Source organism: Novosphingobium sp. FSW06-99, from assembly GCF_001519065.1.
Taxonomy (GTDB): domain Bacteria; phylum Pseudomonadota; class Alphaproteobacteria; order Sphingomonadales; family Sphingomonadaceae; genus Novosphingobium.
Map to the genome: position 1 here is coordinate 358,770 of NZ_KQ954254.1, position 20,589 is coordinate 379,358.

General features: G+C 62.3%; 16 protein-coding genes. 1 reads left to right on the forward strand and 15 read right to left on the reverse strand.

Annotated features, from left to right (window positions below):
* Position 1: 1 nt before the first annotated feature.
* The 3 genes from AQZ49_RS08435 to AQZ49_RS08445 all read right to left on the reverse strand — a co-directional run bounded on the left by AQZ49_RS08435 (position 2) and on the right by AQZ49_RS08445 (position 4,308).
* Positions 2-1,690, reverse strand: coding sequence for an ATP-binding protein (locus AQZ49_RS08435; RefSeq protein ID WP_067614838.1), 1,689 nt, complete (start codon positions 1,688-1,690; stop codon positions 2-4).
* On the reverse strand, positions 1,687-3,456 hold the full coding sequence (locus tag AQZ49_RS08440; RefSeq protein WP_067614839.1) for a PIN-like domain-containing protein: 1,770 nt from the start codon (positions 3,454-3,456) through the stop codon (positions 1,687-1,689). The genes AQZ49_RS08435 and AQZ49_RS08440 overlap by 4 nt, the downstream gene beginning before the upstream one ends.
* Before the next feature lie 165 nt (positions 3,457-3,621).
* Positions 3,622-4,308 (reverse strand): GIY-YIG nuclease family protein, encoded by a 687-nt coding sequence (locus AQZ49_RS08445; RefSeq protein ID WP_231739069.1) that lies wholly within the window; start codon positions 4,306-4,308, stop codon positions 3,622-3,624.
* A 385-nt stretch (positions 4,309-4,693) separates the two neighbouring features.
* On the opposite strand from AQZ49_RS08445, the gene AQZ49_RS08450 reads away from it, so the two are divergent.
* Positions 4,694-5,041 carry a hypothetical protein gene (locus AQZ49_RS08450; protein ID WP_067614841.1) on the forward strand — a complete coding sequence of 116 codons (348 nt, stop codon included), beginning with the start codon at positions 4,694-4,696 and terminating at the stop codon, positions 5,039-5,041.
* On the opposite strand, the gene AQZ49_RS08455 is transcribed toward AQZ49_RS08450, so the two are convergent.
* Genes AQZ49_RS08455 through traC form a run of 12 tightly spaced genes read right to left on the reverse strand, consistent with a single transcriptional unit; the run spans position 5,035 to position 20,586 of the window.
* A complete protein-coding gene (locus AQZ49_RS08455) occupies positions 5,035-7,809 on the reverse strand; it encodes a conjugal transfer protein TraG N-terminal domain-containing protein (RefSeq protein ID WP_067614842.1) in 2,775 nt (924 codons plus the stop codon). The genes AQZ49_RS08450 and AQZ49_RS08455 overlap by 7 nt on opposite strands.
* 10 nt (positions 7,810-7,819) lie before the next feature.
* Entirely contained in the window at positions 7,820-9,262 is a 1,443-nt protein-coding gene (locus tag AQZ49_RS08460) for a conjugal transfer protein TraH (protein WP_067614843.1), read from the reverse strand.
* Positions 9,262-10,188 carry a conjugal transfer protein TraF gene (locus tag AQZ49_RS08465; RefSeq protein ID WP_082701667.1) on the reverse strand — a complete coding sequence of 309 codons (927 nt, stop codon included), beginning with the start codon at positions 10,186-10,188 and terminating at the stop codon, positions 9,262-9,264. The genes AQZ49_RS08460 and AQZ49_RS08465 overlap by 1 nt, the downstream gene beginning before the upstream one ends.
* Before the next feature lie 35 nt (positions 10,189-10,223).
* Positions 10,224-13,967 (reverse strand): conjugal transfer protein TraN, encoded by a 3,744-nt coding sequence (gene traN, locus AQZ49_RS22755; RefSeq protein ID WP_231739071.1) that lies wholly within the window; start codon positions 13,965-13,967, stop codon positions 10,224-10,226.
* Complete coding sequence (gene trbC, locus AQZ49_RS08475; protein WP_067614845.1) at positions 13,964-14,716, reverse strand: type-F conjugative transfer system pilin assembly protein TrbC; 753 nt, start codon at positions 14,714-14,716, stop codon at positions 13,964-13,966. The genes traN and trbC overlap by 4 nt, the downstream gene beginning before the upstream one ends.
* 10 nt (positions 14,717-14,726) lie before the next feature.
* Complete coding sequence (gene traU, locus AQZ49_RS08480) at positions 14,727-15,731, reverse strand: conjugal transfer pilus assembly protein TraU (protein ID WP_067614941.1); 1,005 nt, start codon at positions 15,729-15,731, stop codon at positions 14,727-14,729.
* Positions 15,731-16,039 (reverse strand): hypothetical protein, encoded by a 309-nt coding sequence (locus AQZ49_RS08485; protein ID WP_067614846.1) that lies wholly within the window; start codon positions 16,037-16,039, stop codon positions 15,731-15,733. The genes traU and AQZ49_RS08485 overlap by 1 nt, the downstream gene beginning before the upstream one ends.
* A complete protein-coding gene (gene traW / locus AQZ49_RS08490) occupies positions 16,036-16,692 on the reverse strand; it encodes a type-F conjugative transfer system protein TraW (protein WP_231739073.1) in 657 nt (218 codons plus the stop codon). The genes AQZ49_RS08485 and traW overlap by 4 nt, the downstream gene beginning before the upstream one ends.
* On the reverse strand, positions 16,689-17,234 hold the full coding sequence (locus AQZ49_RS08495) for a S26 family signal peptidase (protein WP_067614847.1): 546 nt from the start codon (positions 17,232-17,234) through the stop codon (positions 16,689-16,691). Before AQZ49_RS08495 ends, traW begins: the two co-directional genes overlap by 4 nt.
* Entirely contained in the window at positions 17,218-17,724 is a 507-nt protein-coding gene (locus tag AQZ49_RS08500) for a TrbI F-type domain-containing protein (RefSeq protein WP_067614848.1), read from the reverse strand. Before AQZ49_RS08500 ends, AQZ49_RS08495 begins: the two co-directional genes overlap by 17 nt.
* Complete coding sequence (locus tag AQZ49_RS08505) at positions 17,714-18,040, reverse strand: hypothetical protein (RefSeq protein ID WP_231739075.1); 327 nt, start codon at positions 18,038-18,040, stop codon at positions 17,714-17,716. Before AQZ49_RS08505 ends, AQZ49_RS08500 begins: the two co-directional genes overlap by 11 nt.
* On the reverse strand, positions 18,037-20,586 hold the full coding sequence (gene traC, locus AQZ49_RS08510; RefSeq protein ID WP_067614849.1) for a type IV secretion system protein TraC: 2,550 nt from the start codon (positions 20,584-20,586) through the stop codon (positions 18,037-18,039). The genes AQZ49_RS08505 and traC overlap by 4 nt, the downstream gene beginning before the upstream one ends.
* Between the last annotated feature and the right edge of the window lie 3 nt (positions 20,587-20,589).

Genomic DNA, 20,589 nt, shown 5'->3' on the forward strand with positions numbered 1-20,589 from the left:
GTCAGGTCTGCCGTCGTGCCAGCTCCTCTTCGATGCGGCGCCGTACGCGGCGGTAGAGTGCGGGGTCGAGCATATCGGCCAGTGTCTCGTAGACAACAGACATCGCGTCGGCGGGCGACATGGTGATTGCGGTCTCGCCCGGACGAACGACCTCCACGTCCTCGATCCGCCGTCTCGTCGAGTTGACCCGCGCGGTCAGCGCCGTCAGGGCTTCCGCGTCTTCCGCCGAAATGAGGTCTTGGCTGGCCGCGTCCGCGATCTCACCGCTGACGACACGGGCCTCTGCGATCAGCTCCTGCTGCTCGTCCATAGTGATCGTCGGCCCGATCGCTTGTGACGCCGCTGCCAGGTAGGTCTCTACCTTTTCTGCCAGCTTCTTGATCTTGGAGCGGCCGCTGGAGGCCTTGTATGTCTTCGACGCCAGGTCCTTCAGCGTGGGCGACAATTCCGCCTGGATCGCGAGCCAGGTGGCGTTTTCCTCGAAGCCGTCCCGGCGCGCGTTCGGGATTGCGTCGGCGCAGACGACATGTATCTCGCCGATGTGCCACTCGTTGAAGCGCGCGTATGTCGGCCTGATCGAAGCGAACATGCCATCTGTGATGACGGTGCCGTCGATCTGGATGTCGCGCACGCGGACGCGCAGGCCCCGGCCTTCGTCGGTGAGCGCTCCGAGCACCTGATGCGTTCCGATCCAGCCCCACCATTTCGGTGGCGTCGCCTCGTCGCGTATGCCGCGGATATTCTGGAGCTTGACGGCGTTCCGATTGGCTGGCTTCACCGAACTTAAGTAGGGCTTTCGAATCTCGTAGGTGTCGATGGTGATCGCCGGCTGTGGCGGCGCGCCGTAGCCTGACCCAACCTCCTCGAGTGGATCATCCGCGACGTCGAGCCCATCTTCAGTCTGGCCCCCCTCGTCAATCCTCCTGTGCACGAGGTTGATCTCAATTGGCTCGAGTGGCTGGCCGGCGTCGATGGCCAGCGCGCGGATCCGCTCGGTGAAGGGGAAGTCCTTGTTGAAGTCTGCAGGGGAGGTCTGGACCAAGTAGGTTCGCAGCAGGGCGACGTCCGTGATCTCCTCAGGAGCCTCGCTGAGCCCATCCATGATCACCCGCATGTAGTGGCTTGGCGCTTCCGATGGCGGGACCGCCCGAGGCTTGTCGGTGACCGCTGCCGCTAAAAGGTCCTGGATGTCCTCACCGGCGCTGCGGTCGGGGTCCATCGCCGCGCGCAGCCGTACGCAGTCGAATGTGACCGTCGTCTCGGTCGTCTCCCCGGCGTATTTCGTCACGAAACGCAGCTCGTCGCAATAGGCAATGCCCGCCAAGCGGCCGATGCCGCGGAAGCCAGCCTGCTGCCGGCGATCCTTGCTCGATGCGCCCACCGAGGAGAGCACGCTCCAGGCCGTCGCCGCTGAGATGCCTGTGCCGTCGTCCTCGATCGTCAAGGTGCTGGCGAGGTCGTCCAGGGTGATGGTCACGGATCCCTTGGCCGGCTCCAGCCACTTGCTCCGTCTTGCCCGCCGAATCGAATCATACGCGTTCTGGATATATTCCCTGATGGCGTGCCGTGGCTCACCGTACATGCCGACAGTGAGCGTTTCGAGCACGTAGCTGCCGATGTGGGCGCGCCGAACCACCGGCTGGGCGCCCGATGCGGCGGCAGGTGCCGTAGGTTGCTGGGTGGTAGTCATAGGCGTCGAAAGCCTTTCGTGTTCGACCATTTCAGTTTGGAGGCGTCCGGCTCATCGAAGTTCAGCCAGTCCTCTGGGACGGAGTATCTTGCAGCCACGACGCTCCTGAGGGCGGCCACGGTTCCACGGCCGAAGCCGTCGTCCCCCTCCTGCGGAATCAGCACACTCAGGGTATCCGCATCCCCTGCCTCGATGTCTTCCAGAAGGTCACGCTCGGCGACGCGCATCCCGAGCAGCACGGGCGAGCGCCCGCGCACCCGCTCGAGGTCGAGGGTGACCGCGATGGCGGGCCGACTGCCAGCGAGGGGAAGCGCCAAATACCGTTCGACGTCCGCTTGCAGCGCTTCCACGATAAGCGCCACGGCGGGACCCAGGGATTGGCGCTCGGCGGCCGAGAGCGCTGCTTCCGCCCCTAGGCCGAGCGGCAGGCGTCGACGCTTGCCGGCCGGCTCGAAGTAGATGCCGTGCAACACTCCGGCGAAGAACGCGAGGGCCTCCGCGGAGGCCGCCCCATCGACGGAGGTGTTCGCTATAAGATTCAGGGCACTCTGGAGGCCGCCGAGCGCAGCCTCGCGCACCGACTTGCCCAGCGCAAACCATTCCGAGGGGGTGAACGGCGGATCCCGCTGCTCCCCTAGTCCGGCGATCGCCGCCTCCTGACGAAAGGGATCGGCCGAGGCGAGGTCTGCCAACGTGGCTGCGAACACCGGATTTGGCTGTGCAGGCGGCGCCATCAGCTCTGCGAGCGCCGAGATCGCTGCTTGCTGCGCACCGCCTTGGTGTTTCGCCGCGTCGTGTTCGGCGTTCGGCGGTGGACGCCTCCTTGGCGTTCTGGCGGCGAGCTCCTCGGCGGTGGGCGCCATCAGTGGCTGCACGGCCCTGAAGAGCTGCGGCACCGGCAGCCGTGCGAACCGGTGCATGACCACGATCAGCATCTCGACACTGACGACGTGCAGCTCGGTCATATTGGTATGTGTCTTCAGCTCGTGGAGCAGTAGCGGCGAAGGCAGGACCGTCTCGAATTCGCGCTGGTTTCCTTGGCGACGACCGGCGGCGTCCAGAATCCCCGCGGGCCTATAGACCCAGTCGTCCTTGTTGTCGTTCGTAAGCACGATCACTGAGCCCGCGGCCTTGCCATGGCAGTGATTGACGACCTCGTTCCAGAGCATGCGGTCGCCAAAGCGGTTCTCAGGCTTATTGTGGTCGGCGAACCCGGGCGGTATCCGACCCTCGACGCGCGCGGCGACCTCGGTATCTATCCACTGCAGGATCGGGAATATGTTACTGTCGAGGACGTGATCGTTGATGAAAGGTAGGATCTCGGCTGCGAGGTCCTCCCAACCGGTCGCGGGCGTCATCCCGCATAACCGCATCAACTCCTGGCCGAGACGATCGATCTCCGCCTGGTAGGTCGCGAGATTGGCGAAACCGCGCACCTGCCGGTCGTCAGCCGCCATCGCGACATGCGCCTTAGCCTGCTCGATCGACTGCTGCAGACTTTTGATTGCCGCCTTCAGGGGCGTGAGGGCCGCCTGGTTCGATCTTAGATAACCGTAGAGCTCGTGGGCCGCCCACACCGGGACGAGGAAGCGCGTTCCGAGCATTGCGACCCAGTCGAAGAACTCTCTGCGAGGCTCCCTCCCGAGACTGAACAGCCAGAACAGGACATTCGTGTCCACAAACACCAGCGTGGTTGGTTCGGCGATCGCGTCTGCGATCTCCTGAAACAACTCGTGCTGGGCGATCGTCGTCGGGTGGAGCTTCACGCGCTACCACCTCCCCACTGATGTGGCAGGCTTGCTGCACTGTCGATCAACATCCGATCATCTTTCGCGACCCCCCACCTGCCCATACCGAGAAGTTGCCCTTATCCCAACTGCTGTCGATCCAATCCTGACACTTCGACCCGGGCCGCCCGGTGCAGCATCGATCTAGGAGAAGTTTTCCATGCGCTTGTTCAAGAGGTCATTAGCGAACGCCCGGATCAGCAGCGATTCCAACTGCCCGATCATGCCATCCGCAACCTCGTAGGCGCTGACGTATGTGGCTAGCTCGTGCAGTCGGACATTCACCGTTCGAATCTGGCGGCGCAGCTCGTCCGATGTGCGGAAATCCTGACGGCGCTCGGGGTGGTTCACCCGCCGGATATTCTGCAGTTGGCGGTCCCGATTGAACACCAAGTTAATCTCTTTCCAAAGCGATTGGCTCCTCGCCTTGCCCGCGTACAGCGCACGGCCCCGGCTATCGTGGAAGATGTAAATGCCATGGTGGGCCTCCAGCTCCTTGCGCAGCCCCAAAAGATATGGGTGCTCGAAGCCGTCCACCTTTGCCTGGAAGATACAGTAGTTCTCCCCGGAGCCAATCCGAGCCGGGGTCAACTCGAAAAACTCTACGATCGGACGCAAGGCCGACAACTGAGTTCGATTGGCCGATACAGACTCGACCTTGAGTATAAGGCCCGCCATCTGGTCCGCAGTGACCTCGTCGCGCGCTTCCCAGTTTGATAACGCCTGAACGGTTACGCCTAACCTCGCCGCTATGGCGGCCTTGGTTGGCTGTTTGCCAAGCTCGCGCTCCATCCGCTTTCGGATGCTCGCAATAAATTGAGCGCCAGTCATTTTCTCCGCCTCCATACCGTGAGTGCCACATCGTCGGCGCAAATCAAGATTTGTATTCGTGATCTGCATTGAACGCTGCGAGCACGCCGGCCTAAGACAGTGATCCGTAGTAGATCGGCCAATGTATCTACGCTGCTATGCAGTTTGGTTCGTCGCTTCGGTCCTCCGTGGCCTGCGCCAGGAAGCGCGCGAGGGCGCCCTTACATTGGCGCGTCGCGAAACACACCCAGCCCGCTGTTCGTTGTGTAGATGGTTGCGGGGGTGATCCTCAACATGACAAGCCCGGGTAATACGTTCGCCGTCGCAATCGCTGAAAAAAGCTGTATTTAAGGTGCTTGCCGGTCATCTTGTTTGCGTTTCGTTCCAACAATGCTATTGGAACAGTATGACCAATGATCCTCAAATCACCCGCCTCCAGCAGCAAGTTCACGCCCTCAGCGCCGAAAACGTCGCTCTGCGCGAGGGCAATTTTCGCGGCTCGAAAGCCGAAGCGCTGCTGGCATTCGAATACGACCGCATCCCCGACGCGATGAAGACCCCGCGCGCGGTCGCCCTCCAGCGCCGGGTCGCGACTGTGGTGATAATTCTAGTCCCGATTTTACTGGTCGCGGTCGCCGTCATTGGCGGGTTCAATGCCTATCGAGATCACCAGCAGAGTGTCGAAATGCAGAAGAGGTTGAGCGACTTTGGCGACACAATCGACCGAGACGTCCGGCGGGCTCTTCCTCACTGACCTACCTCGCGCTTGGTTTTCGCGTCCTGTTGGTCAGCTTTCCGCGCCGCCGAGCCGAACTTAACCTTCGACGCCGCATCTTCATCAGCGACATCAGCCGCTCCTCGCGCAATCGCCTCGCGCGCCGCGTCGTCTCCTGGCGCTTTCTGCGCCGTGGTGCCTTCCGCTGACCCGCTTTGCCCGCCCGCGCGATGCCCGTGTCGGCTGCCGGCCGGCGGCGCCACCGGCGGATCGGACAGGTGAACAGGCCCCGGGCCTTTGACGGTGCCCATTGTTGCGATGGGGTCCCCCAGCATCGCCTCAACCGGCTGCGTTCCGTTTGCTGCATAGTCCTCAAGGATCTTCGACACGATCATATTGCGGACTTCGCGCTGATGGGGGGTGGGCGTGGTGTTGGTGAGTGATGGCGCGCCGAGGTCGCGGAATTCCGGTGACGATGCCATTTGCGCATATCGGGATGCCACGACCTGGCTCATGTCGTCCGAGATCTGGAAGCCGTGGGCTTGAGAGTAGGACGCTATGCGTTCGAGCCGAGCGCCCACCTCGTCCGATTGCGAGGCCTGGCGTTCCAGCGATTGCGCTTCTGAGAAGTCGCGCTCGACGGCGTGTCGCTTTTCGCCGAAATTCTCGACCCGACGAAATGTGCCATCGCGCCAGTAACCGCCGGCAGTGAGCGTGATGTCGGCGCCATTGGCATGATATTTGGCGACATTGGTGCTCTGGTTTTCGCTCTGCGCATCGCTGGCGTTGCGGCCTTCCTGATCGGCCGTGTTTTTGGTCCACTTGTGGTCCCAGCTCCCCCCGGCCGATGCACCAAGCTCGGCTCCCAGCACCTTGCCACCGACGCCTGCCTTTGCACCTGTGTTGACGCCGAAGGTATTAGTCTCAGAATGGCCGAGTGAACGACCCGACGAGAGAGTGTCGCCAATCGTTCGGTTCGAGCCAGTCTGGCTCTTGGCATCGGTTCCCTGACGGTCGAACTGGCTGGACGTGTTGCCGCCCTGAGCGCCGGTCGATTCTTCGCTGCCCGAAGCGTGTCGCGATCCCGACGATAGCGAGTCCAGTGTGCGCATGCCTTCGGACCAGCGTTCGCTCGATGCGCTGCGCAGTTGATTCGCGCGGGAATGGTACTGCGCGCCGCTCTGCTGGAGATTGGCGGTCACGCTCTGCATCTCGCTTGGGCTGAAACCGAAATGGCTGATGCCTGGCGTGGTGTTGTAGACTGTGGACCCGTCCGGCATCGTGCTGGTGATCGTGCCGTTGGCGCCGCGCATGTTGACTTGAGGGGCTCCGCTTGAGGCGAGGGTCCAGGTCGGCGCGGTGTTGACTTGCTGCCCCGTCACATTCTGGAAGTGCTCATTCCCGTAGGAATAGTTTCCTGTCGTGCGTTCGACCGCGGCCGCTTCGGCGGCCTGCATGGCAGGTGCCAGCATAGACCCGGTGCTGGAAGCAATCGACATCGCGCCCTTGGCCATGCCGGCGGCGAGCACGGGCACGAACATGAGCATGTAACCAGCCAGCGTTTCCATGTTCTGGTCGATGGTATCGATGCCTGCCATCGTCCTCATTGTCATGCCGCCCGGTGCCATGGCGGCAAGCTGCGAGGCCGAATATTGGGTGATGAACATATGGAGCACCGCATAGATCGGCCCCCACGAGGCGAGATAGAAAAAGCCGGTGAGATAGCCCTTCAAGAGCGCCGGCCCAGTCTGGGGGAACAGGAATAGCGGAAAAACCACAGGGAACATCGCGTAGAAGACGATGGTGAGGACGAGGTTCAGCACAGGCACCCATGTCATCGCCTGGCGCGCCGCTGACATATAGGAGTTCTGGGCTTGAACATCGGCGTGGAGCGCTGCGAAGGTATCGCCGCCGCCGGCACCGAAATTCGCCCGAGCTTCCATGAAGGCGTTCACCAGCGACCGCTGCTGGAAGATCTGCTGCGCGCTCATGCCCGTCCCGCCATAGAAAGTCTGGACCATGGTCGGCAGGTCGTTCTGGAGTTGAGTGACCGCGCTCGTGGATGGCAAGTTGGGATAGAATGCCGGCGCAGTAGCCTTGATCCCGGCAGTGCTTAGCGCCGGGTAAGCATTGGCGATATTCTGATAAGCGGTCTGGCAGCCGATGATCGACGCGGTGCCGCCGCCCGCCGGAATCCATGTCGTCGATCGCGCGGCCGAGCCCGGCCCCAGCGCGGTCAGCAGGTCGGTGGAGCTTGCCAGCGTCGCCCACCCGTTACCTTGGCCAAGCAAAATATCGTAGAAGGTGCACTGCCCGAGGAAGTTCTCGACGTTGGCCTTCATCACCGGATCGGCAATCGTGAACTGCTGCGTCAAATCGTTGAGGCGCGTGGGATAGATCATCCCGCCCGCGGTGTATTCGAGAGACGCCGGCATCGTGAAAACGCTCTCGGCGGTGTTCGTCAGCCAGTTGTTCACCTGGCTCGAAAAGGACGCGACCACCGCAAGCCCCAATGGGACGTTGGCGACCGCGCCATTGCCAACCGTTGGGTTGATCGTGTCGGACACCACTACCGTCGCCGTCGGCACGATCATGCACATGTACATCGCGGTTGCGGACAGGAACCAGTTGAACAGCACCCGCCAGTTCAGCGAAAAGGCCATGATGAGGAGGCAGTAGCCGAGCCCCATCACCATCACCACCTGGAGCATCGAGCGAAAGCCGCCGCCACCGGTCCAGGCCGCGACCGCATTCAGAACATTGACGATGTACTGGCCACCGCCACTGGTGATCACATTGACGGTCATGGCCACGACCTCACTGCAACGGGTGCTGGCCCAGCACCTTCTCGAACTGAAGAGCCGCCGACATCTGCGGCGACATGGCATTGCGCAGCGTGCCCTCGATGCGGATGGTCCGATCAAGGATCTGCTCGGTGCGGGTCAGCCGCTCGGAATTGTGGATCACTTGCGCATCGAGCGTGTGGGTAACCTCGCGCAGTTGGTCCTGCCACTGCTTCAGGGTCATCGGATCGGCGTTCTGGAACGACGACTGCCCATCGGTGACCATTTTGTAGAACTGCTGAACGACCGTCTCGAGGAGATCGACCGACGTGATTTCGGCGAGCTCTGACAGGTCGGCCGTGTTCATGCCGCCGAAGCTGGCCGCCGCGTTGACCACCATGATCTTGTAGAGCGGAATTGTCGTTGCGCCGAGGAGGCCGATCTCTTCGCTGGTCAGCTGCTGGTTGCCCTGGATTCGCCCGGCGATATCGATGAGCAGGTTGTAGACCCGGGTCTTCAACGCGCTGGCGCTCGAAACCGTAAGTGTCGATTGCGTCGGGTTGAGGCACTGGTCGGTGTTGTCGCAAGTGAAGACCTGTGCGCTGCTGCCGCCATCGAGGAGCGCGGTGATCAGCGCGGGATCGCCCTGGCCCAGGAATTTGTAGGTTGGACCTTGGGTATCGCTGGTGCCGGGTTGATAGATTACCGTGCCGACAAGGCTCATAAGATACTGTTTGAACGCGGTGTCGAAACTCGGGTATTTCTGGGTGAGCATGGACCAGGTGTAATTGTAGGGCCCGGAGGGAATCGTCTTGTCTGCGTTCGAGGAGAGCGTCGACGTCTGGCTGCCACCAGTCCCGCACCCTTGGGCAGACGCCGCCCAATCCGAAAAGATCCCCTGGCTGTTGCCGATCGTTTGGCAGAAGTGGGAATCGCGCGCGCCGACCATGCCTGCCAGGCCCGCTGCCGCCTGTTCGCCAGCCTGGCAGGCATTGAGGCTGTGCTGGGTGAACTGCTGGAGCTTCTGCATGACCTTCTCGATCGATGAGCCGATCTGCGAGGAGATGGCGTTGATCGCGAGGTCGAAGACGAAGGCGAGCGCGCCGTTCGCCGCAGCCTTCATGGCGGCGACGATCTGGTCGGTGTTGATGAACGAGAAGCTGCCAGTGAAAATGTCGATTCCGCCACAGCCGGCCTTGACGCTGGGCATCTGGAGCGATCCCAACGAGTAGGTCTGCTGGGCAGGGAAACGCACCCAGAGATTTCCGCCGCTGTAATATCCGCCCTGCTGCCCATTGTAGGCGACTGGGCCAGTGACGTTGGCCGAGCCGCCCAAGCTGCTGAAGAAGGAACCCAACTGGCCGTTGACGTCGGCCTGAGCCGTTTGGACGACAACCAGGTTTGTCGCTGCGAGCAGGGTCAGCCAAAGGCCGAGGACCCGCGGGAGCCGACGGATGGATCCGGGTTGTGCACACATCAGAAGTCGCTCCCCGGCTTGACGCTGGTCAGGTAGAATATGCGTTGCAGCACCTCATCCTCGGCCATGACCCCGTAACCGATCGGGATCGGCTTCTTGAGGTAAGTGTCGAAGAGCACGAGCGCCGGCACCTGTCCGCCCTCAAGCCCCATCTTCTCGTACTGACCGCGATTGACGACAAAGCGCGGAAAAGCCGGGTTTGCGCCGCCGTCCATCGAGACTGGAAGCACCGAGAGGTGGTACTTGTCGGCGAGCGAGCGCACGACCGGTGAAAACACCTCGCAAGCGCCACAGGAGCCTGAGTAGAAGAAGAACAGGCCGTAGCGCTCGGACAGCGTCGCGATCGTCGCCTCGCGGTCGGTTTTGCGCTGTTCGAGCCAGGCACTTTTACCGAGCGTGTTGACGGGCCGCTGCAAGGTATAGTCGAGGTCGGGATGCTGCCAGATCGCCCGTTCCCAGACATCGGCGAACATCGATGCACGATCGAGTTGCTCGCGCTGGTAGCGGACATAGGCGATGATATTTGCTGGCGAAGGCTCCAGCACGGCCTTCGCCTTCAGCTCTTCGAGGCGTGCCCCGATCCGGTCGAGACGCTGGCGATAGGATTCCGCTGCCAACGTTGGAGCCGATCCTTTGCGATCAGCGGGTTTCGGACGCTCACAGTAGAACCAGGTGCCTAGCTTGCGTTGACCACAATAGAAGGGATCCTGACCAGGCGCGACAACCGCATCGTCCTGGTTGGACGTGGCCGGCTGCGTGGAATTGTCACCGGTCACGTCGCTGGCAGCAACTGCCTCCTCGACCGACGGGCTGCTGTCGGGTGTGGGAGGGGCAGTTGCCGCCCAAACTGGCATGCCGAGCAGCGTCAGCGCGGCAATGCCGCCGATACCCAATGCGGCGCGGCCGCTTGTCAAACGTCCGATCATCGCCGGGCTCCTTGTCATATGGAATGGCTGCCGGGTCATTGTCCTGTCCCCGGGCCATGCGTTTGATAATAGGATTGGACCTTCTGCTGGATCTCGGTCGAGGTCTGGAGCGAGTTCGGCAGCGACACCGCACTGGTGAAATCGGCAAAGACTTCCGAGAAATCCATTTTGGAAAGATCGAGGTGCGAGAACTGGTCGATCGTAAAGCCCGCGCAGTTGGGGCTTTTCGCGTTACCGAAATCCAGTCCCAATTGCGCACGACCCTGTTCCTGGATCACGCGCGCCAGCTTGGATTGATAGCAGCAGTAGGTCTTGCGCTCGGTCGAGCAGACGAAGAGGAAATGTGACGAGCAATATTCGCCTACGTAATGGCACAGGCCGAGGCGATCCTTGACGTCGAGCAGCATCTCCTCCCTCGAGCACAGGAAAAGCACGAGGAACTGGGTCACCATGCCGAGCAGGAAGGCATAATTTCCAGAAAGCAGGCCAGCGAGGGCCAGCCCGGCCGATGCTCCCGTCAGCAGCCCGGACACTTTGCCGGCGCAACAGTTGACTAGGCCGAACAGCGGCTTGTGGCAGCCGGTTGCATTGCCCGCGAAGATGGTCAGCGCTTGCGCATTGAATTGGCTCTTCGCATCGTTCATGGCGTTCATCGCCACGAGCGCCTTGGCCAGATCTGGCGATGGGTCGCGCGGCAGCTGGGTGCAGCTGCCATCGAGGCAGTAGACATCGCCGCTGCATGAATAGGTGGGGCTGCCCGTGCTCGCCGCTGGCGTCGTGCATTTGTAGACCTCGCTCTTGACCTGGCACGGCCCGTTTTGGGGGTCGTCGAGGCAGACCTCGTGGTCGAAGCTGCAATTGCTTTTGGACTGGAGCGTGGAGCAGTCGTTGGCGCTCGATAACGTTCCGCAGTTGTAAGTCGCCTGCCATTGCCAGCAATCGTGGGTGACCTGAACGCCAGCGACGGTCCGGGTCGCAGGCGATGAATCGACACAAACCTCGGTCGGCGGCATGCAGGCCATTCCGCCCGCACCGCCGGAACTCGATGCTGGGACAGTCGCTATGCAGTTGGTGCCCGAGACCGTGGTCCCCGATGGGCAGGAATAGGAGGGGGCCGCCGCCTGGGTCTGGTTTTGGGTGCAGGTCGAGCCATCGACGATAAACCCCGCCGGGCACGTATAGGCGGGTGAGGCTGCCTGGCTCGTGACGCATTGCGTGCCCGACAATGTCATTCCCGAGGGGCACGCATAAGCCGGCGTCGCCGAAACAGTCGTGGTGAGGCTGCAAGCCGTCCCGCTCAGGGTCCAGCCAGCGGGGCAGGCATAAGTGACGCTGGCCACTTGTGTACCCGTCCCGGTGCAGGTCGTTCCGGACAGGGTATAGCCGGTTGGGCAGCCATAGCTGACACTCGCGGGCTGAGTACTGGTGCCAACGCACTGGTTTCCAGAAAGTGTGGTCCCGGCCGGGCAACTGTAGGAGGCTGTCGCGCCTTGGCTCAAAGTCTCTGAGCAGGTGGTGCCGCTGAGCGTGAATCCGATCGGGCACGTATAAAGCACGCTGGCCGCTTGCGATGTGCTGGTCGTACAATTCTGCCCCGATACCGTACCTCCTGAGGGGCAGGAATAGCTGACATCGGCCGGTTGGGTGCTGCTGGTGATGCACGTCGAGCCCGAGAGCGTGCCGCCTGATGGGCAGCTGTAGGTCGGGGTTGCGGCTTGGCTTGCCGATCCCGTGCAGGTGGCGCCGAGGTAGTTCGAACCCGGCACCCCCGGGATGCCGGCCACGCCGGTTTCATCGAAGCAATAGCTGGCGCCAAGACAATAGGTGTTCGACGCTCCAGTCCCGAAATTTGTCGAACCCGAGCAGGAATAGACGTAATCGGTTTGCGTGAACGAACTGCCGATGCCGTAGGCTGAGCCCCAAGTGATTTGCGGGGGTTGTTGGCTTTGGGAGACCTGGCTGCAAGTGGGCTCGACGGCAAAGGAACCGCAGTCCGATAGGGTCGTGAGCAGAGTGGTCTGGCTGCTGTAATCAAAAACGAGGTCCCATTCCGACGAGTGACAGGCATAGCGGAATTGGCTCGCGGTGCCACCGGACGGGCAGGAATAGGTCGATGTCGCGTAGTTGACCGGTTGCGAACAGGTGGTGCCAGACAGCGTCCAGCCCGCAGGGCAGGACCAGCTTGCGTTGGCAGCATAGCTCGATTCTTGCGTGCAGGTCGTGCCAGACAGCGTCATCCCGGAGGGGCACGAATAGTTCGGCGTTGCTGCGTAAGACGAGGCCTGGATGCAATTCGATCCGGAAAGGCTGTCACCGGCGGGGCAACTGTAGGTTGGGCTCGCCGCCTGGGTCAGCACCTCCTGGCAGACCGAACCGCTCAGCGTATAACCCGTCGGGCACGAATAGGTCGGACTTGCAGCCTGGCTCGTCGACTGCGTGCAATTGGTGCCGGCAAGCGTCCACCCTGCGAGGCACGTATATTGTGAGCCCGCCGATTGGGTGACCGGGCCGTTGCAACTGGTCCCGGAGAGAGTCCAACCCGCAGGGCACGAATAAGTCGGTGCCGCGGCCTGCGTCTGGTTGCTGGTACAACTGGTGCCCGACAGCACGTAGCCCGCAGGACAGGAGTATCCCGACGCGGTAGCGGCCTCAGTCTCGGTACACGTGGTCCCGGACAGGCTGAAGCCGGACGGACAGGTGTAGCCGGTGAGGCTTGCTGCCTGGACGGTGACGAGGCTGCACTGGTTTCCGGCAAGGTTCCAACCCGGCGGGCAGGAATAGGTCACGATGGCCGCTGTGGTCTGGACGCATTCGTTGCCCTGCTGGACATAGCCCGATGGACAAGCGGCGGCCGTGCCGAGCTTGGCGTTGCAATCAGAACTGTCGACCGACGAACCCTGATAAGTTTGGACAGGTCCGTTGTCGGTTGCACCCGGGACGCCCGGCGCCTGGTCCAGCGGTGGCGGCACGAAGCACCACGAGGTGTGATTTATGCAGTAGTTGCTTGAGGCCGGCGTGCCGAAATTTGTCTGGCCGGTGCAATTGTAGGTCGTGTCGGTTTCGGTGAAGTTGAGCCCGATCCCGGCGCCCGAAGGCCAGGTCGTTTGCGGGGCCTTGGTGGTTTGCGCAACCTGACTGCATGAAGACTGGCTGGCGAAGGAACCGCAATCCGATACCTGTGCCAAATAGAAGGTCTGATTGACGCTGGGATTATAGATGTCCCATTCGGAGGTGTGGCAGGTGAACTGATGGGCGCTGGATAGCTGGTTGCTCCAACCGATGGTGCAGGTGAAACTGCTATCCACTTCGGCCTGCCCGATCTGGCAGGAATCGTAATAGGTGCTGGGCGCACCCGCACTCGGCGGCAATTGCTGACAATTGCCCTGACTTCCGCCGGCTCCCGTCCCACCGGAGAAACTGTTCGGGTTGGCTTCGACCGTCTTCGCATTGGAGAGCCCGAGCGTCGAGGTATCGACCGTGGGCCGATTGGGATTGGTGACGATCGCGTAAGGCTCGCTGGTCGTCGCTTGGACCGCACCGTCGTTGGCAAGGAGATCCGGGCGGGCCATGTAATTGCCCTGAGGCAAATCTGCGCCGCTGTAGCCGGGCACGCTATTGGGCGCGCTTTGGCTGGTCACGATACCGTTGAGTTGGCCCTGCAATTGCCCCGCAACAGCCGTTGCCGCCGCTTTGGGATCAACGCTCTGTGCATCGAGCGTCGAGGTCGCGAACGTCGCGAGGGCGCCAGCGAGGCAAGCGAGGGCGGAGAACCTGCTCAATCGCCGTTTCTCAAGTTCTTGAGTGCAAGTCGTGCCACCGGCGAGCCCGGTCCTTGTCCCTCGGCGAAGGTTTCGAGCGCAAAGCTAGTGGTGACGTTCCCTGCGAGCCGGTCATAAGCTGGCGGCTCACTCGTGCAGTCTGTGCCCGAGCACAGCGCAAAGCTCGACGAGGCGGCGACATAGGTCGGCACCGCTTCGACGCGAAAGGCGCGAAACAGGCGCGGATCGATGCTGATACGGACAGGCGCGCCTGGGGGGACGACCTTGCGAAGCTGGTCCATGAAGGCGTGGCCACCTCCGCTGGAGAACCCCCGAAATACGACCATGCCGCCAGCCTTGGTGACATCGGCGATCAGGTGATGCAGCGAATCCTCGGGCATCGAGAGGCTGGCGAATGCGATGAACATTGGCGCCGAGCGGTCCTCCGGCTTCATCGTTTGCGCGGCCTGGCTCACCAGCGAGTCGAGATCGACGCCGCCTGGTACCGGATAGGCGGGGGTCGGCTTGAGCGCCGCGACATTGCTGGCAGCCGCCTCGACCATGCGCTCGACCGTCGCACGCTGCTCGGCGTTGGCCTTGGCTTGGGCGTGAAGCACCTGCGTTACGAACTGCGATAGATCGGCAGCCCCCGCGTGCGCGCGCTTGTCGATTGCTTCGAGGTCGAGCCCATCAACACTGGTTTGCGCGATCGCGGCACCAACACCGATCCCGGCGATGGCGATGCCGATGAGGAGGAAGCGCTTGGTCATGGCTCCCCCATCAGAACGCGCAGCAATTACGCTTGCGCCACACAAGGTAGCCGACATCCTCGCCAACCACCGGGTAGGTATGGGAGGTCAATTGCAGCACGGTCGAGCCGCCAGGCGGTTGACAGGCATAGCGCCCGGACGTCGCTGGAAGCGGGTTCACCATCTGCAGGCGGTACTGCTGCTTCTGCATGATCGGCATGAGGTATTTGCCGCAGAGGCCCTGACTGCCCATGGTTCCCCAGGCGAGCGCGGTGCGGTGCATCTTGTAGACCATGCGTTCGGCCGCGAGCCGCATCGACTGGTCCATGGTCGAGTTGTTCCCGATGTTCCCGGTCATCGGATACATCGAACCGTTGCAGCCCGCGCACCAGAACAGAGAGTCGAGCGGCAAAGCCGCAGTCGCCGCCACGCAGTCCGCGGCGCAAGCCACCTGTGCCAGCGGAAAATCGAACACCACCGTCTCGGGAAAGACGAGCGCGGCCAGCGTATCGTCCTGCCAAGTCGGGTCGAGTTCGGTCATGTAGGCGAGGTCGAACGAGGCCTGTTCGAAACAGATGAAATCCGCGAGCAACTCCAGGAGGTAGAACAGCGGATAGACGTAATAGTGCGCCTGATACTGGGCGGTCATCTCGGTGTTCCCGCCCTTTTGCGAGGCAGCCGAGACATGACCGTTGCCAACATACATGCCGGGGTTGATCGTGATCCCGCCAAGGTTCGGGAAGCAGAACGGCTTGGTCGTCACATCGACGAGCCGCACCGGCTCCCAAAAGCCGAACGACAGGCCTGGCCTGAGGCCACACAGGCACACCGGCAGCGAAGGATTTGGCGGATCGGGCTTGTCGCCGGGCCACAAATCGAAGCCTCCGATCGATAGCGGGAAGAAGCAGTCCCAGCAGATGTCGGTGATCGGGTTTGGGAAATGCCCATGGCAAGTCGCCGATCCCTCGGCATCGGCGGTTTCAGCCAATCCCAAACCGACGATAGCCAGCAGTGCGGCGAGGAGGCGGCGCCGCATCATTCGTCATGATCCCGTGCTGCCCAAGCATCATCGGCGCGGAGTTTCAAAACGAGCCAGCGGGTGCCGACCATGAGCGCGTTCAGGGCAAGTACCAGCCAGACATGTGTTGCGATCCTTCCCATGCGGCTAGCAGCGATCGGCTCCCATGCCGCGGTCAGGAGCCCAAGGGCCACAAGCTGGACGATCAGCGCGACCCGGAAACTGCGCAGTTGGGGTGTCTCGGGAGCGGCCATCGGCGCCGGCAGCCGGTCTGCGAGCGCACTCTTCCATCGGTGCAAAGCCGGGATGATTCGCCAACCCATCATGGCGTTGCCCCGACATGCGAGAGTGCGACTTCACGGATATCGAGTGCCTCGCCCTTCTGGCTGAGCAGTGCGGGCGTGTGCTCGATGCCGAAGCGCGAGGTCAACACGCCTTGCTGGTCGAAATAGAAGCGCCGCTTCATCTCTTTCATGCGGGCCGTGGGCGAGCCCTTCACCAGCACGATCCAGAGCTTGTCCGGCGCGCCCTGTTTCATCGCCCAGGACAGTTCTGCAGTGTTGTCGCCATCGACGAAGGCAAAAGCATGGGCCATGCCTACCACGCGCAGAGGGTTGAACTTTTGCCCCTTCGCGGCGATCAGATTGCCGCGCGCGTCGCGGATATCGTCCGCGATAGTAACGGTCGGATCGAAGCTCCAATGTCGATCCACGATCGCCGGGCCAATGCCGGCGACGGGGTGGGGCCGGTGAACGCTGGCTTGGGCCGCCTCGACGAATTTCTGGTTCATCGCGGCGAGCGCCCCGCTCAGCTGCGCCGACTGCAAACGCGCCCGGATTACCGCGAGCAGATCTGGTTCCGCGATGGCCCAGGTCGATCCGAGCGTGCCGTAATCCTTTGCGCTCGCCACCGGAACCGGGCTCAGGCTGCCAAGAGCCAGGACAAGCAGCACTTCGAGCCGGATGCCTACCCAATTCACAAGATCGGCTCCCCGACACCAATCAGATGATGCCCGCAAACGAAGCCGATCGCGGAATAGCGACTGTCGAACCCGTCCTTGTGCGGGCTTGCCGCAAAGATGCAGCCGGTCGGCACAACTCCAGTCGGTCCGGGAACAAGCCTCTCGCCTTGCCGTGTCAACGGCTTGAGCCGCGCAACCTCGTGGCCATTGACCAGCACGCGCTCTGCGGAGCGCGAAACCACATCGCCGGGGACACCATAAGCGATCTTGGCGAAGGGCTTGGGAGTGGCCCCAAAATGTTTGACCACCAGCGGATCGCGGCCGGGATCAAAGACGACATAATCGCCGCGCTTTGGGAAACGCCCGGCCTCAACGAGGAGCGCCCAATTGGGCAGCGACTCGCTCGCGTTGATGAAGATCGCGTGGGTGTCGTGCCAGGCCGCAAGCGATTGCAGACCAAAGTACCCTGAGACAAAGATGGCCGCGCCCACGAACCCCTTGGCCCAGGGTCGCATCGCGCGGTTGCGCCTTGTCTGGCAGGCCTCACTTGCCGTTGCCATTCGCAGCTCCATTGGCGTCAAAGAACTGCTTCATCTGCGGCGTCATGCCCTGCGGCTGACCCGGCTGCGGATGGGGAAAGCGGGCATAGACTTCCTGCCGGACGGTCATGGTAATGTCGGGGACCGCGCCATCGACGACGGCATTGGCGAGCAACACCACGGTGCCACCATGGGCATGGGCGCTGACCGTTTCATTGAGCGCCTTCAGGTAGGCAGTGGTCTGCGCCGAAACCTGATCGGCAGATGCGCCCGATCGGGCTTGGGCCTGCACATATTCTTGCACGAGGCCCGCCAATTGTACTTTGACGATATGGGGCGAGGCTCGCTTGATTTCGCAGATGGAATGGGTGGCCCAGGTCGCCCACAGCAGTGCGAGGCCTGCGACAACAAACAGAACGGGTTGCCGGAAATCGCGCGATGCCGGCGCTGGGGATCGGTCAGGAAGAGGCACCGCGGCCGAGCGCGTGCCTGCATCAATATCATTGTCCATGATCGTTCTCGGGCGAGGTGAGAGCACGCACCATTCCGGCGCGCCGAAAAAAGGAGACTGCGACGAAGGCCGCCGCGAACCCAAGCGTGACGATGTGGTTGAACTGGTCCTGCCGAGCGCCGCTCGCGACCACATAACGGTCCGTCAGGTTGGCGAGCTGCGCCATGGTCAAGGGCAGCGAAAAGCTCCCCAGCGCGAAGGCGGCAAGCGCGATAATACCGGCTGCCGCGAGCGCATTGACGGCAAGCCAGCCAAGCAGACGCAAGGTGCCGGCAGCGATTGCGCCCCAATCGGGGTAGTTTCGACGCACCGTCATTGTGCCGCCGCCTTCAGGGGCGCGGCGCTTGCCGAATAGGCGACCGCCTCGATTGCCTCGGCCATCGAAAGGCCCCGCTCGACCTCGGCCTCAATGCGGGCGTAGGTCTGCGGACTCGATGAATAGAGCGTCGCCGAGAAGGGATCGAGCACGAGCCGGCAAACGGTCTGGGTGTCGGGACCTCGGATCAGGATATCCGAATAATCAGTTCCGTTGCGCTTCAGCGACCGCAGCAGCGCGTCGGTGAAATTGTCCATCTCGAAGCGGTCGGACTTGCGAAAATCGGCGATGGTCTCGGGCTTTTGCTGGAGCACCACCATCCAGTCGGAGTTCTCGAGCGCGGCCTTGGACCCACCAGATTTGTAAAAATCGTTGATCGATTGCGTGGCAGTGATCAGCGAGGAGCCATATTTGCGGCAGGTCCGTGAATAGGTCTCGACGAAATCGGCCATCGCGCCGCCTTTCAGCATCTGCCAAGCCTCATCGATGATGAGCGCCTTGGGGATCTGGCGATCGAGTTTGCGCATCGTTTGCGAGGCGACGAACATGATCGCCGTCAGAACGACGCTGCGCAGTTCCTCGCGCGAGGAGAGATCCGACAGTTCAAAGACCGTGAGATCGGCCGACATGTCGAGATTGGTGTCGCCGAGGAAAAAGGGTCCGTAGGTCCCTTTCGCTGAAAACGGCAGCAGAGCGGTGGCAAGATCGTCGGCCTGGGGATGCCCCGCCTCGTGCAGGAGCGCCATCACACCATCGACAGTTCCATCCCGACCATCGCGCTCCCACACCGCATTTACGGCAGCATCGATCAGGCCCCGCTCAGTGTCGTCGAGGCGGTTTTCATAGCGGGCCATTTGCGAGACGATGGCCTTGAGCATCGCCATGCAATCGACGAGGTAATCCTCGTCTTCGTGGGCAAGGGTGAGGTCGATCATCCGAAAGGGGTTGATCGAGATGCCTGACGACAGCTTGAACTCGGTGAAGGTCCCGCCGAGCGCCTTGGCCATGTGCTCGAACGAGCGGCCGTCGTCGATGACGATTGTCTTGGCGCGCACGCCGGCCAGACTGGCGGTCAGGTCTTGCAGCAGCACCGATTTGCCCGAGCCCGATTTCCCGGCGATCGCGACGTTGTGGTTCCCGGCACCATTCTGGAAGGGCGACCAGAACTGCGGCTGTCCGCGCCTGCCGATGAAGAGCAGGTGCGGAATGTGGCCGCCATTGTATTCGCCCTGCACCGGGGCGAGCGACGCGACGTTGGCAGAAAGCACCGTGCGGAACCGGCGCATTCGCGCAAGGTCGATCGAGAGGCCATCGGCCAGCATCAGTGGAAACGAAGCCATGAGACCGCCCAGTTGCAGGTAGGTCTCATCGATCAGGTCCCATCCTGCGGCCTTGTAGATCGCCTTCAGCGTCCGCTCATTGACGTCACCACGACCAGCAGGGGAGACCATGGTCACGCTGTAATAGATCTGCACCAGCTTCTGGCCGAGCCGGACCTGCTGCTGGACATGTTGCCATTCGGCCGACTGGGTCTTGAGCGACGGCACCAGCTTGGCGGCTTTGCCATCGGCGAGCGAGGTCGTGCGGGTGAACTTCCACCCGGCTTTCGCCTCCGAAACGTCGGCGGCGGGAATTTTACCCGAGATCGACTGAAGGACCGGGCACGGCAGGCAGAGTTTCGGATTGAAGACGTCGCCGATGACCTTCTGGGTGTCCCAGGGTGCCCAGCGCTCAGGGAAATAACGCACCGACATGGTGCGAACGTCGAATTCGTGCGGCGAATAGTCGGCCAACTCTGGCGCACCGTCTACGATCACGCCGGAAGGGCGCAGCGAAGGGGCCTGGAGGATCAGCCGGTCCCGCTCGACGCGGGTGACGAGATCGCGCCGCACGCATTGCTCGTTGATCGGATCGAATGGGCTGTAGTCAGGGGCGTCGTCGCCTGCGCCTGTCGAGGGGCATACTACATCGTCAATGAAGCGGATGAGGTCCGTTGGTTCAACCACGCGGCTCGCGACGTTGATCGAATCGAAAGCAGATATGATCCCCTCGCGTACTGAGCCCAATTGCTCGGAACTGATGCTGGCGCCCTGGCCAACGCCAACCGCGAAGAGCACTCGAAAGTGCCGCAGGTGAAACGGGCCATCGCCGGCAAGCGTGGTCCAGGCGCCCTTGCGAAGCAGTTCGAGCCGATATCGCGCGAGCTTGTCGAACACCTGTCCTGCCCGCACCCGCGGCAGAGCCCATTCTTGCAGCTTCTCGGCAATCCTGGGCGACGCATAATTGATGATCTGGAATTCGCAGCCGGGCAGCAGCACGTCCGAAAAGATCGAATTCAGAATGTCGGAAATACGCTCGTCGGCACCGATCAGCGGGGCCAGTTCAAGAATGAAGCCCTTGGAGCGGGTCAGGTGGAAGAGCTGTTCGGTCGGATTGTAGGCGCGATACCCCAGGAAATTGGCGAGCATCGGCACCTCCCGAGCTCCCGGCCTGCGCTCGGGCGTTTGGTCATCACCCGTCACCAATTCAACAAAGCGCGAAAGCATGGC